This window comes from Synechococcus sp. B60.1 (genome assembly GCF_047462555.1).
In the GTDB taxonomy this organism is placed as follows: domain Bacteria; phylum Cyanobacteriota; class Cyanobacteriia; order Thermostichales; family Thermostichaceae; genus Thermostichus.
The window spans coordinates 1-15,727 of sequence record NZ_JANSJN010000029.1 but is presented as its reverse complement, the minus strand read 5'-3'; the positions used below and the strand labels follow the sequence as shown (position 1 = coordinate 15,727).

Annotated in this window: 17 protein-coding genes, 1 tRNA gene and 1 pseudogene; 11 read left to right on the top strand and 8 right to left on the bottom strand. The window is 59.5% G+C overall.

Going from position 1 to position 15,727, the window contains the following annotated elements; genetic code table 11:
- On the top strand, positions 1-180 hold a 180-nt coding region (locus NW863_RS05025), incomplete at its 5' end, for an ATP-binding protein (RefSeq protein WP_414364915.1).
- On the opposite strand, the gene NW863_RS05020 is transcribed toward NW863_RS05025, so the two are convergent.
- Entirely contained in the window at positions 181-537 is a 357-nt protein-coding gene (locus NW863_RS05020) for a HesB/IscA family protein (protein ID WP_414333417.1), read from the bottom strand.
- A gap of 141 nt (positions 538-678) precedes the next feature.
- On the opposite strand from NW863_RS05020, the gene rnz reads away from it, so the two are divergent.
- From rnz to dnaN, 6 genes are all read left to right on the top strand, one after another.
- Positions 679-1,635 carry a ribonuclease Z gene (gene rnz / locus NW863_RS05015; protein ID WP_414364925.1) on the top strand — a complete coding sequence of 319 codons (957 nt, stop codon included), beginning with the start codon at positions 679-681 and terminating at the stop codon, positions 1,633-1,635.
- A gap of 47 nt (positions 1,636-1,682) precedes the next feature.
- Positions 1,683-2,555 (top strand): RDD family protein, encoded by an 873-nt coding sequence (locus NW863_RS05010; RefSeq protein ID WP_414364913.1) that lies wholly within the window; start codon positions 1,683-1,685, stop codon positions 2,553-2,555.
- Between the two features lie 90 nt (positions 2,556-2,645).
- Complete coding sequence (rpmG, locus tag NW863_RS05005; RefSeq protein ID WP_011430486.1) at positions 2,646-2,840, top strand: 50S ribosomal protein L33; 195 nt, start codon at positions 2,646-2,648, stop codon at positions 2,838-2,840.
- A 29-nt stretch (positions 2,841-2,869) separates the two neighbouring features.
- On the top strand, positions 2,870-3,085 hold the full coding sequence (gene rpsR / locus NW863_RS05000) for a 30S ribosomal protein S18 (RefSeq protein ID WP_414364911.1): 216 nt from the start codon (positions 2,870-2,872) through the stop codon (positions 3,083-3,085).
- 27 nt (positions 3,086-3,112) lie between these two features.
- Positions 3,113-4,195 carry a tRNA dihydrouridine synthase DusB gene (gene dusB / locus NW863_RS04995; RefSeq protein ID WP_414364910.1) on the top strand — a complete coding sequence of 361 codons (1,083 nt, stop codon included), beginning with the start codon at positions 3,113-3,115 and terminating at the stop codon, positions 4,193-4,195.
- 785 nt (positions 4,196-4,980) lie between these two features.
- Positions 4,981-6,333, top strand: a complete 1,353-nt coding sequence (gene dnaN, locus NW863_RS04990) for a DNA polymerase III subunit beta (RefSeq protein ID WP_414364908.1) — start codon at positions 4,981-4,983, stop codon at positions 6,331-6,333.
- 67 nt (positions 6,334-6,400) lie between these two features.
- Here the strand turns inward: dnaN and NW863_RS04985 are convergent, their stop codons facing one another.
- The 5 genes and pseudogenes from NW863_RS04985 to rpsB form a co-directional block, all read right to left on the bottom strand.
- Positions 6,401-7,603, bottom strand: coding sequence for an AAA family ATPase (locus NW863_RS04985; protein ID WP_414364906.1), 1,203 nt, complete (start codon positions 7,601-7,603; stop codon positions 6,401-6,403).
- A 217-nt stretch (positions 7,604-7,820) separates the two neighbouring features.
- Positions 7,821-8,822 (bottom strand): tRNA epoxyqueuosine(34) reductase QueG, encoded by a 1,002-nt coding sequence (gene queG, locus NW863_RS04980; RefSeq protein WP_414364904.1) that lies wholly within the window; start codon positions 8,820-8,822, stop codon positions 7,821-7,823.
- 8 nt (positions 8,823-8,830) lie between these two features.
- Complete coding sequence (locus NW863_RS04975) at positions 8,831-10,246, bottom strand: amidohydrolase (RefSeq protein WP_414364903.1); 1,416 nt, start codon at positions 10,244-10,246, stop codon at positions 8,831-8,833.
- Positions 10,247-10,573: 327 nt separating this feature from the next.
- A pseudogene (tsf, locus tag NW863_RS04970) lies at positions 10,574-11,218 on the bottom strand (translation elongation factor Ts); the annotation flags it as partial.
- 175 nt (positions 11,219-11,393) lie between these two features.
- Positions 11,394-12,197, bottom strand: a complete 804-nt coding sequence (gene rpsB, locus NW863_RS04965) for a 30S ribosomal protein S2 (protein WP_414364901.1) — start codon at positions 12,195-12,197, stop codon at positions 11,394-11,396.
- Between the two features lie 210 nt (positions 12,198-12,407).
- Between rpsB and NW863_RS04960 the strand changes: the two genes are divergently transcribed.
- Positions 12,408-12,481 (top strand) — tRNA-Pro (locus NW863_RS04960).
- Between the two features lie 116 nt (positions 12,482-12,597).
- Here NW863_RS04960 and NW863_RS04955 read toward each other — a convergent pair.
- Both NW863_RS04955 and NW863_RS04950 read right to left on the bottom strand, forming a co-directional pair.
- The gene (locus NW863_RS04955; protein ID WP_414364900.1) at positions 12,598-13,353 is read right to left on the bottom strand and encodes a 5'-methylthioadenosine/adenosylhomocysteine nucleosidase; all 756 of its coding nucleotides are present in this window, start codon (positions 13,351-13,353) and stop codon (positions 12,598-12,600) included.
- A gap of 10 nt (positions 13,354-13,363) precedes the next feature.
- Positions 13,364-13,711, bottom strand: a complete 348-nt coding sequence (locus tag NW863_RS04950) for a (2Fe-2S)-binding protein (protein WP_414364898.1) — start codon at positions 13,709-13,711, stop codon at positions 13,364-13,366.
- A gap of 128 nt (positions 13,712-13,839) precedes the next feature.
- Here NW863_RS04950 and NW863_RS04945 point away from each other — a divergent pair, with 128 nt between their 5' ends.
- The 3 genes from NW863_RS04945 to NW863_RS04935 form a co-directional block, all read left to right on the top strand.
- The gene (locus NW863_RS04945; RefSeq protein ID WP_414364896.1) at positions 13,840-14,304 is read left to right on the top strand and encodes a YbjN domain-containing protein; all 465 of its coding nucleotides are present in this window, start codon (positions 13,840-13,842) and stop codon (positions 14,302-14,304) included.
- A gap of 17 nt (positions 14,305-14,321) precedes the next feature.
- Entirely contained in the window at positions 14,322-15,104 is a 783-nt protein-coding gene (locus tag NW863_RS04940) for a lipoyl protein ligase domain-containing protein (RefSeq protein ID WP_414364894.1), read from the top strand.
- 267 nt (positions 15,105-15,371) lie between these two features.
- Positions 15,372-15,727 (top strand): TPM domain-containing protein (locus tag NW863_RS04935; protein ID WP_414364892.1); only part of this gene is annotated, 356 nt, incomplete at its 3' end.

Genomic DNA, 15,727 nt, shown 5'->3' with positions numbered 1-15,727 from the left:
GAGCGCTTCTACCGCGTGCCCACTGCGGATCCCTGGGCCCAGCCAGGTAGCGGCCTGGGGTTGGCTTTGGTGAAGCAGTGGGTGGAATACCTGCAGGGCCACGTTCGAGTCAGCAGCGAGGACGGGTGGACGTGTTTTGTACTCCGCCTGCCCAGCCTAGAGTCGTCCGGCAGGATGTGATCAATGGCCGACGGCAGCGGCAGTTTCGGCGGTGGCAAAGGAAGTGCCGCAGCCACAGCTAGCCACCGCGTTGGGGTTCTTGAATTTGAAACCGCCCCCCAACAGATCCTCGGAAAAGTCGACGGTAAGGCCCTGGATCAAAGTCATGCTCAAGGGATCCACTGCCACCCGAATATCGCCAAAGTCAAAGGTATGGTCGTCAGGGTTGGCCTGGGGCTCGAAGTTCATTACGTAAGAGAGGCCAGAGCAGCCGCTGGGCTTGACCCCCAGCCGCAGGATGGGCTGGGATCCCTCCTTCTCGTACTTGCTGCGCAGGCGTTTTAGCTCTTGGATGGCGCTCTCGGTCAAGGTGATCATGGCGGGAAAGCTGACACTTACTTTTCATCCTAACAAGGGTTTTGGGCCGCCTTTTCCCTGCGCGCGGCAGGAACAGTTGATAAGCTAGGGATCCCATTTCTTCAACTTTACCGTTCTGCCCTTGTGACGGATCCCAACGCCATTCGTGTTACCTTCTTGGGCACCAGCTCCGGCATGCCCACCCGCCAGCGCAATGTCTCTGGCGTGGCGGTGCAGTTTCCGCAGCGGTCGGAATGGTGGCTGTTTGATTGTGGCGAGGGCACCCAACACCAACTGTTGCGGCTGGACGAGCTGCGCCCCAGCCAGTTGCGCCGCATTTTCATCACCCACATGCACGGGGATCACATCTACGGCCTGCCGGGGCTGTTGGCCTCCTGTGGCCTGGGCAGTACCCCCCAGCACATCGACATCTACGGCCCCCCCGGCCTGGAAGAGTACCTGAAGGCGGTGCTGCGCTACAGCGAGACGCGGATCCCCTATTCCTTCCGGGTTCACACCGTAGAAACAGGTCTCATTCTTCAGGATCCAGAATATTGGGTTTTTTGCGCGCCCCTGGATCACCGGGTGCCCGCCTTCGGCTACCGCGTGGTGGAACAGGATCGGCCAGGCACCTTTAACGTGGCCAAGGCTCAGGCCGACGGGATCCCGCCCGGCCCCCTCTACGGCCAGCTCAAGGCCGGGCAATCCATCTTCTGGCAGGGCCGCCACTTCCACGGGCGAGATTATGTGGGGGATCCCATCCCAGGGCGCAAGTTCTCCTACTGCACCGACACCATCTTCTGCCGCAACGCCGTCGATCTCTCCCGTGCTGCTGACCTGGTCATCCACGAGGCCACCTACGCCGAAGCGGATCGCGAACTGGCCCAGCGCGCCAAGCACTCCACTGCCGCCATGGCCGCGCGGGTGGCCGCCGAAGCCAAGGCCCAGACCCTCATCCTCACCCACTTCAGTCCCCGCTACACCCCCGAAGCTCCCATCACCCTAGAAGACTTGCTGGCGGAAGCTCAAGCGATTTTTCCCAACACAATCTTGGCCCGGGATCGGATGACCTACGCGATCCCGCGCCGCAGCCCTGCTCCCCTGCCGGTGGGGGTCTAGACCCGCCTTGCTAGCTAGAATGATAGGACTGACAGCCTCAACCTGCGATGACGGATCCCAGACCCTATCCTGAACGGCCTCCATTTCCAGAGCGGCCCAAAACTAAGCAACTGGATCAAAACGCCAGCGAGTGGCAAGCTTTCAGCGCCTTGCCCCCGGCAACCTCCTTGCCTCCTGTACAAGCAGAGCGACCGGCTTCCCAAGCAGCCAGCTCGCCCCAGGCCGAGGAAAACCTGCCCAAACTGGCCCCCTGGGGCAAACGGATCGGGGCCTTTGCCCTGGATTTTGGGCTGGGGCTGGGGGTCTCCTACCTGGCGCAGGGCTTGGCTTCTCTGGTGGGAGCCGATGCGGGCGCCGTGGACATGACCGGCTACATCGCCTTCTTCGCCACCTGGCTGGTGAACCGCGGCTACTTCCAATCCCGCCCCGCTGGCCAAAGCCTTGGCAAATGGCTGCTGAACCTCAAAACCTTGGATCCCGAAACCGAGGCCCCACCCCACCTGGTTCGCTCCCTGGCCCGCGAGGGGGTGCTCTCCCTATTTGTGCTCACGGAAGCCCTGCTGGTGCCCCTGGCGGCCGATGGGCTGTTTGCCTTCTTCGACAAGGAAAAACGCCAGAGCATCCACGACCGCGCCGGGCGCACCCTGGTGGTGGAATCGGAGCAGGGTTACCACTTAGATAAGAAAGCCCTGCGGTTGCTGCAGGACATCCTGGAGGGAGACGCCGCCGAGGACGTCAAGTCCGCTGCTCGCGAGCTGTTGCGCCAAGCTCAACGCAATGAGGCAGTGCGCGATCTTTCCCAGCAGATGCAGCGCCTGAGCAAGGACGTGGATCGAAACACCCGCAGCCTAAGACAACAAACCGGCAAGCAAGTCAAAAACTGGGTTGATTCCGTCAAAGAAAAGTTGGATAATTGGTGATCGCGCTTACGAGGTGAACCCACCTCCAGCCTCAACCCCTGGGGTTGGGGGTTCTCAAGTGCTTTTACTTCCTCCACCTTGGGATCCACTATGGCCAAAGCAAAGGGTGCTCGCATCATCATTACCCTGGAGTGTACGGAGTGCCGCACCAACGTCAATAAGCGTTCTCCAGGGGTGAACCGCTACACCACCACCAAAAATCGCCGTAACACCACGGCCCGCTTGGAGCTGAAGAAATTCTGCCCCAAGTGCAACCGCCACACCGTCCATAAAGAGATCAAGTAGTTCAAGCCGCTTTACCGTTCTCCTGACCTATGGTTTACGCTCGTCGCCGCCTGTCTCCCATCAAGCCGGGAGAGCCGATCAAATACACCGATGTTGAGCTGCTCAAGAAATTTGTAACCGAGCGAGGCAAAATTCTGCCCCGCCGCATCACCGGCCTGACCGCCAAGCAGCAGCGGGAGCTGTCTACTGCCATCAAACGGGCGCGCATCCTGGGTCTTCTTTACTTTGTCAACAAAGAAGGATAAGTTGCTGGTTGCTTTCTCCGGATCCCGATGAGCCTGCAGCTTTCGCCGCGATTGCAAGCTCGAATGGCCCAACCCCTTGAGATTGGTGGGGTGAAGATTTTCAGTCGTGTCTTTCAGGCACCCCTGTCGGGAGTAACCGACAAAGTGTTTCGGGGGCTGGTACGCCGCTTTGCCCCGCAAAGCTTGGTCTACACCGAAATGGTGAACGCGACGGGGTTGCACTATGCCCGCGAGCTACCCCGCATCATGGAAGTGGGCGAGGGGGAGCAGCCCATCGGCATTCAGTTGTTCGACTGCCGACCTCACTTTTTGGCGGAAGCAGCCCGTATGGCGGTGGATGAGGGGGCGACCTTGGTAGATATCAACATGGGCTGCCCAGTAAACAAGATTACCAGAAACGGCGGTGGCTCTGCCTTGCTGCGGGAGCCAGACACAGCAGCCCGGATCGTGGAAGCGGTGGCTAAGGCTGTGTCCGTGCCCGTAACGGTGAAAACTCGCCTGGGTTGGTCGGATCAGGAGATCAACATTCTGGATTTTGCCCACCGGCTGCAGGAGGCCGGAGCGCAATTGCTGACTTTGCATGGCCGCACACGCGCCCAGGGCTTCAACGGCAAAGCCCGTTGGGATTGGATTCGCCGCGTCAAAGAGCATCTGCGCATTCCGGTAATCGCCAATGGGGATATTTTCTCGGCCGCTGCAGCGGTGAAGTGTCTGGAGGAAACCGGCGCCGACGGCGTGATGTGCTCCCGCGGCACCATGGGCTACCCCTTCCTAGTGGGGCAAATCGATTACTTCCTGAAAACCGGCCAAGAAAGACCAGCTCCTACCCCCCTGGATCGGATTCAAATGGCTTTAGAACACTTGCGAGGCCTCTGGGAGTATAAGGGAGAACGTGGCATCCGTCAGGCCCGCAAGCACATGACCTGGTACATCAAGGATTTTGCCGGTGCCTCTCAGTTTCGCGCCCTTCTCTGCCGCATCGAGACCTTGCAAGAAGGGGAAGCCCTTCTACTTCAGGCCATGGAGCGCTGCCAAGAGGCCCCGCTGCAGCCGGAAGAAGTAACTGAAGACTCAAACTCCGAAATTGAGCAGGGGATCCTTTTGCCCTAACGGCTGGGCAGTAGCCAATTGGCCTTTGACTGCCGTTTGCAAGCGGTTGTTTTCATCTTGAAACAAGGCATCCACGCTTCTGGAGAAGCGACCCTGTCTGGCTATGGGCAGTTGAGCATAGGCAAACTGCCCTGGCTGAAGCTGAAGTGACAGTAACCTTGCCAAACGGGAGCTCGCGACCAGCAGCTTCCGCCGCACCTGAGCTCGATGCGGACTTTTGGTCTGGCGGGCCCAGCTAGCCAAAGGCTGCCACGGTTTTCCCAAGCAACCTGTGGAAAACCTGTGAAAACCCCCCAAAGGCCGCCCCCAGCCTTCATGGGATCCCCAGGCCACATCTAGAGCAGTGGGATACTAGACTAGGGCATCCTACACCGGTTGTGTGTTAAGTTTTATGAATTTGTCAGGGAATAACAACATTTTTATCCTCTCGGCCTGTGGAAAACTTGTGGAAAACTCCAAAAATCTGTGGAAAACTTGTGGAAAAACCCCCCGAGTTATCCACAGAGTATTTATACCTTGTGGAAAATTGGCCAAGTTATCCACAGTTTTTCCACAGGTGGGGAATACGATCAAAAGCTTGTGGCGCAAGGCTTTTCCGATCAATTTCCACAGTTTCCACAGCCCCTACTACTACTAGATCAAAAAATTAAATTGGGTAGGGATCGTGGTTTTTAACTTTATCCTGCGCGCGCGAAGAAAATTTTTTTGCAAAACTCGTCTGGGCAGGGAGGGATCCGTGGGAAGCAGGCGGTGTAGGATAGGCATATTCAGCTCGCAAGTCCCCAATGGTGCAAGCTCAACGTCCTGTGGATTGGGAAGTCGAAGCCAGCTCGCCCGCGTCTGCCCCGCGCGACGGCAGCTCTGGGTATCCCTTTCCCGTCAACGGGACAGAGTCTTTCAGCGAGGCTGTCGATCTACCTGCCGGCGGTCTTTGCTTCACCTGTGAGCAAGCTGCGCTCAGCCATCACCTTGCTGCAGTTAGCCGAGCCGTTGCCAGCCGTCCTGCCCTGCCGGTTTTGGCCAACGTGCTGGTAGAGGCAAGCGCAGAGGCACAGCGAGTTGCTCTGACGGCCTTTGACTTAAACTTGTGCATTCGCAGCGAGTTCGAGGCCGAGGTAAAGGGATCCGGTCGCACCACGCTGCCGGCCAAGCTGCTCAGCGACATCGTCAGCCGCCTGCCCAGCGGCCCGATCGGTGTTAGCCAAGCTCCAGAGAGCGCTGCTGTGACCCTTACATCGGCCGCCGGACAGTACCAGCTACGCGGCATGCCTGCGGAAGAGTATCCCACCTTGCCCGAGATAGCGCTCCGCACTGCCGATGCTGAGGAGGAGAGCTTGGCCGCCCAGATCCTTGAGCTGCCCATCGAGAGCTTGCTGCAAGGGATTGGCCAAACCCTCTTTGCCGCTTCCGGTGATGACACCAAGCAAGTGCTTACGGGTGTACATGTCAAGCTCTTAACCGGGGATCCGCCGCGGCTGGAGTTTGCAGCCACCGATGGACATCGCCTGGCGATGGTTCAGGTGGAGGCCGAAGGGATCCCAGTTGATTTGGCTGCTGGGGGGACAAAACTGGATTTCACCATTCCCGCTCGGACTCTACGAGAGGTGGAGCGCATCCTCGCTGCCCAGACGGCAGCTTCTGCAGTGGAACTGCGGTTTGACCGGTCGCAGGTGCAATTTATTTTGGGCGCCGGCGGCACTCAGTGCCAGCAGCGGATTACCAGCCGCCTTTTGGAGGGCCAGTACCCCGACTACAACCGCCTGATCCCGCGGCAATTTGAGCGGCATGTAACCCTGGAGCGTCGGCCTTTGATCGAGTCCTTGGAGCGGGTGGGGGTGTTTGCTGCCCAGCGGAACGACATCATCAAGTTCAACCTTTCTGAGGCAACCCAAACCCTACGCATCAGCACCGAGGCGCCCGATGTGGGCAGCGGCGAGGAATCTCTGCCGGTACAGATGTCCGGCCCTGACCTGGAGCTGGCTTTTAATGTGCGCTACCTGCTGGAGGCCCTTAAGGTGTTTCATACGCAGCAGGTGAGCCTGGAGCTGAACGGCGCCACTCAGCCGGCCATCTGGAAGCCAATTGGAGCGACGCGCCTCTGCTATTTGGTCATGCCGGTTCAACTGCGGGCTACCTAGCCCACCCAAGCCCGACCCAAATCGAAGATTGGCCCCAGCGGCTAAACCGGGTAGATGCCGACACAGCTCAAACAAAGCGGTGGGTAAACTCTTGGATCAAGTCCACCCGCCCTTTGCGCAAAACGGCCGGATCCAGGCGCTCGGTCGTGTTGCAGGTCATCAACACCACCAGCCTCTGCCTGCAGTCGAGATAATCGGGATCGAGCACGCTTTGGTGAAGGGTGCCATCCAGCAGGCTGAGGATGCGTTCGGTTTTGGTGCTCTGCTGGGCCACCTCGCTGGCTCGGTCTTGGGCGAGGTTATCGGCTTCGTTGATGATCAAGCAGACCCGCTCCAGGTAGGGGGGCGCGATGAACTCCTGTACGGCTTCGTGATCCAAGATAAACACCACATAGCCCAGGGGCACCAGCAGCTCGTGGGCCACCGCTTGCGTCCAGGCCGTTTTACCTGTACCTGGGATCCCGTGCACCAAGACCGCCAATCGCTCCTGCTGTAGAATCTGCTGTTGCACTTGATCGGTAAAGGCCTGAATTTCAGCGGGAAAAGAACTGATTGGATAGGGGCTGTAGACTTGCCCGATCCGGCTTTGGTAGCCGCTCACCATCACCGCCAGATTGTAAGTAACCTTGCGAATTAAGGGCCTGAGATCCACGCCCAGCAGGGTGTAGCGGCGACGGTTGTGATGGGTGGTCTGAACTTGCAGCCAAATCTGGTGCTCTGGCCAGAAGGCATAGGTGGTGCCCGGGCTGCTGATTTCCTCCCAACTGCTGAAACGCTCGACCGGATAGTAGAAGTAGCGCTCCATATAGAATTGCACGATCTGCGCCGGTCGCCCCAGATGCGCCAAAACTCTGAGAACGGTCATTTCCTGCAGGCGCCTTAAAACGTAATCGATGGGAATTTGATCGCGGCTCACCTGCTGCCGAATCGGCGTCTCCGTGGAGAGCTGATCTTGAAATACTGTATAGTCGGGGCCGGGCAGAGGTGGGGTGATGCTATTCCAAAACTCTTCGATCTCGTAACGGGTGTTCTCTGAAAATAAGTTGAGAAAGTTGGCCAGCGGGCTGTACTCTCTACGTCCTACCGCATTGGCAACATCGCTGCACACATCCAAAAATTTCTCGGCCAACGCCCAGGGATCCCGCATCGCCAGTTGCCAGAAATACTCGGCATCGAAATGGCGGTACAGGGGCTTCCACCCAGATTGCAGTAGGTTGTAGCTATTGGCCTGCCGGTAGCCGGGGTAATAGTCTTCGTAATCGTTATCCATGCAGGGTTAGGGTCTAAGAAGAGGGGAAACCAATAGGAGGCGCTAGGGCGTGGACGCCTGACGCTCTTCAGCCCAGCACTGGGATCCCAAAAAAGAGGATAAGACCTGTATGCTAGCTTGCGTCCCCAGCCCGGAGACAACAGCCCCACCGTTTTCCGGTGCCGGCCCAGGCCCAAGGGTAGGGATCCCCAGATCCTGTTGGAAAAGGATATCCAAATTAGGTAGAGAGGGCTTCCAAATCGTTGCTGCAGGCTGCAGAGGTGGGATGGGCTCGGAGAGCAGCTTGGGCGTTGCGGCGCAGCCGGTGGGCCTTGAGGCGGCGCAGGGCAGAGGCGGGGAAGCGGCGGTCAAACTCCTCGTCGCCGATCCGCGCCAGTTCTTGGAGATCGGGGGCAACGTTCCAAGGGTAAGGCTGAAAATCCGGGATCCGGCTGGGGCGGGCAAAGCGCTGGTTCCAAGGGCAGACCTCTTGGCAGATGTCGCAGCCGGCCACCCAATTGTGCAGGTTCTGGGCAATTTCGGCAGGGATCCGCTCAGCATGGCTCTCTAAGGTGTGGTAGGCAATGCAGCGGCGGGAATCCACCACCCCTGGGCTGACGATGGCCTGGGTGGGGCAGGCTTCCAGGCAGCGGCTGCAGGTGCCGCAGTGGGCAGTATGGGGACGGTCGGGGAGCAGGGGGAGAGTTGTCAAGATCACCCCCAGGAAAACCCAGGAGCCGTACTCGCGGGTGAGCAAGAGGCCGTTTTTGCCAATCCAGCCCAAGCCCGCCCGCATGGCCCAGGGCTTTTCCGCCACCGGGCCGGTATCCACATAGAATCGGCCTCGATAATCCGGGAACTGGGCTTGCATCCAGAGGTGGAGCTGCTTCAGCCGCCGCCCCAGCACGCGGTGGTAGTCCCGCCCCCAGGCATAGCGGGAGATTTTGCCCTTGCCCGGATCCCGACTGTGGCAGATGGGGGTGTAGTAGTTGAGGGCCACACAGACCAGAGATTGCACCCCCGGCAGCACCCGCTCTGGATCCATTCGCCGCGGATCGGCCATCCAGGCCATGTCGGCGGCCATGCCCGCGGCCATCCAGGCCCGCAAGCCCGCCAAGTCAGGGGGATCCGCTGCACTGGCGATGCCGACCTTGTCAAAGCCCAGCGCCAGCGCCTGCTGCTTCACCTGTTCGGTAGCTCTGGCCCAGTCGGCTGCTCCTCCCACGGTCGGCTCCGGCAACTCTAGGGCTATTCTGGCAGACCCATCACCTGGCGGTAGCGGGCCTCCAGTTGTGCTGCCTGCTGCGAGCGACGGAAGGGATCCCAGTGGCTGTGCTCGAACAGCTCCTGCCGCAACTGGGCCACGTCCACCGTCGTTACCTCGCCGTTGGCCACCACCCGCTTCCCTCTAACCCAGACGCTGTGCACCGCCTGAGTGGGCCGGCCCAGCACCAGCAGCCCGATGGGATCGGTACGGGGCAACAGCGACAGTTGGGTGAGATCGTAAAGCACCAGATCCGCCTGCTTGCCCACCTCCAGGGATCCCAGCTTCTCTCCCAGCCCTAGGCCAATGGCCCCACCGCGGGAGGCCATCTCGACGCTCTCGCGGGGCGAGATCCAGTGGCGGTAGTCGGGATCCGTGATGTTGTGCAGGATGGTGCCGATTTTAATGGCCTCCAAGAGATCCTGGGAGTCATTGCTGGCTGACCCATCGCAGCCAAAGGCCACATTCACCCCCGCCCGCCGGTACTTGAGGATGGGGGCGATGCCACTGCCCAGGCGTAGGTTGCTCAAGGGGTTGTGAACAACCGTAGAGCCGGTGCGGGCCAAGATCTCGATATCGGCATCGGTAAGCCAGACGCAGTGGGCCAGCGAGGTTCTCCGGTCTAGGTAGCCCAAGCGCTCCAGGTGCTCGACTGCGCTGCAGCCGTATTTTTCCTGGGCCAACCTCTGCTGGGCGCGGGTTTCCAGCAGGTGGGCATGGCGGGGGAGGTCATACTTCTGGCTCAACTCTGCGCAGCCCTCAAACAGCTTGTCAGAACAGAGTTGGATGCCGGTGGGGGCCACCATCAGGGTGATGCCCTCTCCCGGGCGGTGGTACTTCTCAACCGCCTCTTCCACCAGGGCCAGCACCTCTGAGGTGCTCAGGGGATAGGCTGCCGCCTCGCCAGCGAAGGATGAACCGCCGGGCAGGCAGGTGGAGAGGGCCTGATCCTGAAGCAGGGGACCGATGAAGGCGCGGATCCCGACTTCTCGATAGGCCCGCACCGCCGCCTCGAGGGTGGCCAACTCTTGGCCGGGGATGAGGATGAGATGATCCACCACCGTCGTGCCGCCGCTGAGCAGGGTCTCCACCGCCGTTGCCAGCGCGCTGAGGTAGATCTTTTCCGGATCCGGCGGCGCGTACTCGTGCAGTTGCGCCAGCCACAGCTCCAGCGGGTAGGGCGGGATGATCCCTCTTTGCCACAGCTCGGAAGAATGGGTGTGGGCATTGACAAAGCCCGGCAGCAAGAGTTGGTTGCCGGCCTCCAGTTCTAGGCTGTCTGTGCCCGTTGCGGGTAACCCTTTATCGATAGCAGCAATCCGTTCCCCCTCGATGCGCACATCTGTGGTTTCGTAGCCTGTGCCGGTGGGGATCAACGCATTGCGTAGGATACAGCTCATGCCCAAGATCCAAAATGACCGCCTGTCACCCTAGCGTGTTGTAGTTGGCCGTGCCAAGGCAAAAAATAGGGAAACTCCATCCAGAAAGCCTCAACCTGCTCAGCCGGCTTGCCATGGTGGGAGAAGCAGAGTGGCACTGCTGCCGCCCACTGGGGTGAATTCAGGGATCCCTCGGCAATAGAGCTATTTTTTCTTCTTGCTGGAGCCTTTTTTGGCTGGCTTGCTCTCGGCAGCCGGTTCAGGAACAACCACCTCAGTAGTAGTCTCGGCAGCAGCTTGGTCAGCGACAGGTTCTGCCCCTTGCGCTGGCTCTGCCGGCTTGAGACCGGCCTGAGCAGCCACTTCAGCGGCAAAATCCGCTTCCTGTTTCTCGATCCCTTCTCCCAAAACGAAGCGGGCAAACCGCCGCACCCGGATGTTTTCCCCTAGCTTGGCAATGTGCTGCTTTACCAATTCCTCTACGGTAATCGAGGAATCTTTAATAAAGGGCTGATCCATCAAAGACAGCTCTTTCAGGCGCTTCTCGATGCGGCCTTGCACAATCTTTTCCCGCACGTTTTCAGGCTTGCTGGCCAGATCCTCTTTGCCCATCTCGATGGCCCTTTCCCGCTCCACCACTTCGGGAGGGATCTGGTCGATGCTGACGTACTCCACACTTTGGCAGGCGGCAATCTGCTTGGCAATATCTTGCACCAGCTTCTTAAAGTCTTCGTTGCGGGCCACAAAATCCGTCTCGCAGTTCACCTCCACCAACACACCGATCCGGTTGCCGAAGTGGATGTAGCTATCGACAACCCCCTCAGCCGCGACGCGACCGGCCTTTTTGGCTGCCCCCGCCAACCCTTTCTGCCGCAGCCAGGTGATGGCTTTCTCCATATCGCCACCGGACTCTTCCAGGGCTTTTTTGCAGTCCATCATGCCTGCGCCCGTCTTTTCGCGCAGCTCTTTAACCAATTTGGCATCAATACTCATGAGGGTTCCTCAAATCTCACATCGTACAAAGAGGCAGAAAGGATGTGGCTGGATGTAGAGGATAGCCAGGAGCAGAACAAAGGATGAATCTAGATTTTAAGGATACAGTCTTCCGGAGAAAGGATGAACAGGGAGTAACTCGAACCGCACGGGATCCCTGCTCTCGTCCCAAGGGTCACTCGCCCTCGTCGGGATCCCCCTCCTCTTCATCCTCCATATCTTCCAGAATGTCATCCTCCAGATCCATGTCCATAGCCCCCTCGTAGTCGTACTCATCCTCTTCGACTGTGTCGAGCTGCCCGTGTCGCCCTTCATAGATGGCATCGGCCAGCTTGCCTACAATCAGCTTAATCGCTCGGATGGCGTCGTCGTTAGAGGGGATGAAGACATCGCTCAGGTCAGGATCGCAGTTGGTATCCAGCAGTGAGATGATTGGAATCTTGAGCTTGATACATTCCTGAACGGCGTTGGCCTCCCGCCGCTGATCGACGATGATCACCGCGTCGGGGAGCTTGCGCATGGTTTTGATGCCGCCCAAGTACTTCTCCAACTTGGCCAATTCCCGTTTTAGGCGGGCCGCTTCTTGCTTGGGCAGGCGATCCAGCAGGCCGCTGCTCTGCATCTCCTCGATTTCCTTGAGGCGGTCGATGCGGGTTTTGATGGTGGCCCAGTTGGTGAGCATGCCCCCCAGCCAGCGCTGGTTGACGTAGTAGCTGCCACAGCGGGTGGCCTCATGGGCAATGATCCCGGCGGCTTGCCGTTTGGTGCCGACAAACAGGAAACGCCACCCCTTTTCGGCCCCCTCCCGCACGTATTCATAGGCTTCGTTGAGGTAACGGGCCGTCTGCACCAGGTCGATGATGTGAATGCCGTTGCGCTCGGCGAAAATGTAGGGCCGCATCTTGGGGTTCCAGCGGCTGGCCTTGTGGCCGAAGTGTACTCCTGCCTCCAGCAGTTGAGGCAAACTGACTATGCTCATGAGTTGGTTGTCTCCTACGGGTTGGCCTCCGCCCGAACGGATCCCCGTTGGGGACACCCGGTGGCTCGGGCGTGTGGTATTTCAACAGCCTAACTAAGCTAACATGTCTTCTACAGGATCCGGCCACCAAGACCTCCCCCTTGCCGAGATCCAGTTCTAAAAGCTAGATTAGTAAAGCACCTCCAGAGATTCTCTCTGGCTTAGGTGCGTCGGGGCGTAGCGCAGCTTGGTAGCGCACCACTTTGGGGTAGTGGGGGTCGAAGGTTCAAATCCTTTCGCTCCGACTCTGGCTACATAACTGTACCGAGACCGAAAAAGGTCGCTCGTGCGGGGAAAGGGCTGGGGCTCTGCCTCGTTCTAAGGTTCTCTGCTGCTGGGGGAGCTGGACGAGGCAGCAGGCTTAGGAGGAGAGGTGGGGTAAGCTTTGCAAGACAGTGTGGACAACGGCTGCTGAATTTAGCGCCGCCACCTGAAAAAAACTGAGGAAGTCGGTTTCATCCCCCGCGTCGCTGACCGAGCGCACCAGCAGACAAGGGATCCCGGCCTCTTGAGCCACCCGCACCACGGCTGCCCCTTCCATCTCCACCACCAGTGCCCCGGTGCGCTCGCGAATTTGGCGGCGCAGCTCGGCGTCGGCTACGAACACGTCGCCGGTGGCCACCAGGCCTTGGTGGATGACCGGCTGCCGTCCGTGTAGGGAGTGAAGAGGGATCCGCTCCGATTGGGCCACGACTAAGTCGTAGAAGGCGCTATCGGCTTCTGCCAGAGGGTAGCGCAGTTCAGGGATGAAGTCGATCCCTAAGACAAAGCCCTCAGGGCGTCCAGTGCCGAAATCGTGCTCGATGGCAGCATGGGCCAGCACCACATCCCCCATCTGGAGGTGATCGGCTAAGGAGCCGGCCACGCCAGTAAAGATGATGCCCCGCAAAGGAAAATGGGTCACCAGCAGAGCTGCCGTGGTTGCTGCCCGTACCTTACCTACCCCCCCTTGAACCACCACCACCGGTTGGCCAGCCAGGGATCCCTGATGGAACTGCCGCCCCAGGTGGTGATGAATGGAGCGGGTTTCCATCGCTTCGGCAAGCATGGCCACTTCTTCCGGCAGAGCTCCCAAAATGCCAACAGCCTTCGGGGGGGAGTGGGATGGAGATGCCATAGCGCTTTCCTCAGGTTTGAGAGGCCGTAGGGATCCGCTGCCCCCACATGCCTGGCCATTTGGTGACCTTCAGATCTCCCAGCACCTGTACTTGACAGGCCAAGCGCAGCCCGTTGCCGCTCTGCGCCGCCGAGGTGGATGGGGGTTGATGGGGTGGCAAAGATAGACGGGCCCGTTCTCGCCAGCCCATGGGGGAGACAGCCCCTTCGATCTGTACGGCACAGGTGCCCAGACCGCGGCAGTTGAGGACATGAGCCGGTGGGTTGTAGAGCGGGATCCCGGCCTGCAGCAGCACCTGGCGCAGGTTGGTGCCCACCTCACAGACGAGGGTGCGTCCTTGCACTTGAATCTGGGGCATCAGCCGCTTTCCCAACGTCGAACAGCTCCATTCTGGCCCAAGCCGGATCCCGAGAGAGAGGCGACCGACTAGGTCGGGGTGCTAGGCAGTATAGTTAAGGTGGTTGGACAGGGAGTAGGGGAAAGATCATGGCCTACAGCGAGCCGCTCGTTGACCGTTCTCCAGAGGTTTTTTCGGTGTTGGAGGAACCTGTTCGCTATGTTGAGATCGTCTCGGCGGTGGTTTCCAGCCTCAAGGAGGATGCCGCCTATGAGAACCACGAGCAGGGGCACACCTGGAAATTCACCTACGGCAGCGTGGAAGTGTTCGTCCACCTGAGCGGCGAATCCCCCGAAGATACCCTGTTGGTCTGGTCTCCCGTTCTCTCTCTGCCGGTGGCGGAGCCGGCTAAGCTCATGCAGAAGCTGCTGGAGAAAAATTGGAGCGACACTCTGGAAGCGCGCTTTTGCATCTGGAACAACCAAGTGGTACTCAACCACCACCGCACCCTGGAAGGGATCAGCGCCGGCGAGATCTCGCGCGCCATCACCCTTGTGGCCAGCTTGGCCGATGAGTACGATGAGCAGCTCCAGGCTGAGTTTCCCAAAGCTTGAGCCGCGGCGCGATCAGGATGGGATCCCCAGGCTACTGGCTGCCCTATTGCGTAGCCGCCGGCACCTGGCAAATGGAGCAAGATACCTGGCTTTTGCAGCGGCTGCGCCACGCCCCTAGACCCTATTTGCGCTTTTACGGCTGGGATCGGCTTACCCTCTCCCTAGGGCGGCACCAAGCCTGGCCCGACCCAGCGCCAGGGATTCCGGTGGTGCGCCGTCCCACTGGCGGAAGAGCGGTCTTACACCAGGCGGCTGAAGATGGAGCAGAGCTGACCTACAGCTTGGTGCTGCCCCTGTCTTACCTCCAAGCTCGGCTGCCCCGTTTGCAGCGAACCTCGGTGTACGACTTCTGCTGCCGCTTTTGGGTAAAGGGGCTGGCAGAACTGGGCGTTGAGGTGGATCCAATCCTCCCTGCTCACAACCGAGCCCATGGCCAGAACCGCCCAGCCCTAGATTCGGGCTACCGCAACAAAACCAGTTGCTTTGCTGCCCGTACCCGCGCCGATCTCAGCTGGGGAGGCAAAAAGCTGATGGGCAACGCCCAACTGTGGCAACCCTGGGGGATCCTGCAACAGGGATCCCTGCTGTTGCGGCCCAATTTCGAGCTGTGGGAACGATACCTGCCCGGCTCGCAGGTGATTGGCCTGTACGACCTTTGCCCCACAGCGCCGGGGATCCCTGCTTTGATGGAACATTTTCTCCAAATGGCCCAGGAGTGCTTTGAGGTGGAATGGCAAGAAGAAACCTGGCCGGATCCGCTTCACTGGGAGGATCCGGCGGGGATAGCTGACCCTGAGTGATAGAGAACGGCAAGATTCACTTCCCCCCTCTCCCTCTGGGAGAGGGGCTAGGGGTGAGGGGGGGCTCGTCTCATTGGTATTCGGGATAACTTTGGAAGTGGTTGCGTTCTTGACACTCCCACCGCCTCAAGGGGGGGATTCTTACGCAGTCCACAAACGAGCCCGTAAAGGCACTGTCAAGACGCCTCTAGACAGTTCCGTGTTGCAGATGCATCTCCATCCAAAGGGGCTGTGCTAAAACCAAGGCAGCGCTCAGCCAGGTGAGCCATGCCAAAAGTTTGGGCGGCAGTCTTGCTCAGTGTATCGCTGTGGATCCCCCAGCCTGCTTGGGCCATTGCCCTCGAACAAGTGCCCAACCCCCGCCGCCAGTATGGAGGATGGGTTTCCGACACCGCCAACATCCTCAGCAGCAGCACTGAAAACGAGCTCAACCGTCTCCTTACCCAGCTTGAGCAGCGTACCACTGCCGAGATGGCGGTGGTGACGGTACCCAATACTCAGGGATATGCCACGCCGAAAGCGTTCACCACGCAGCTATTTAACTACTGGGGCATTGGCAAGGCCGGTCGCAACAACGGCGTGTTGTTTCTCATCTCGGTGGGGGATCGGCGGGTGGAAATTGA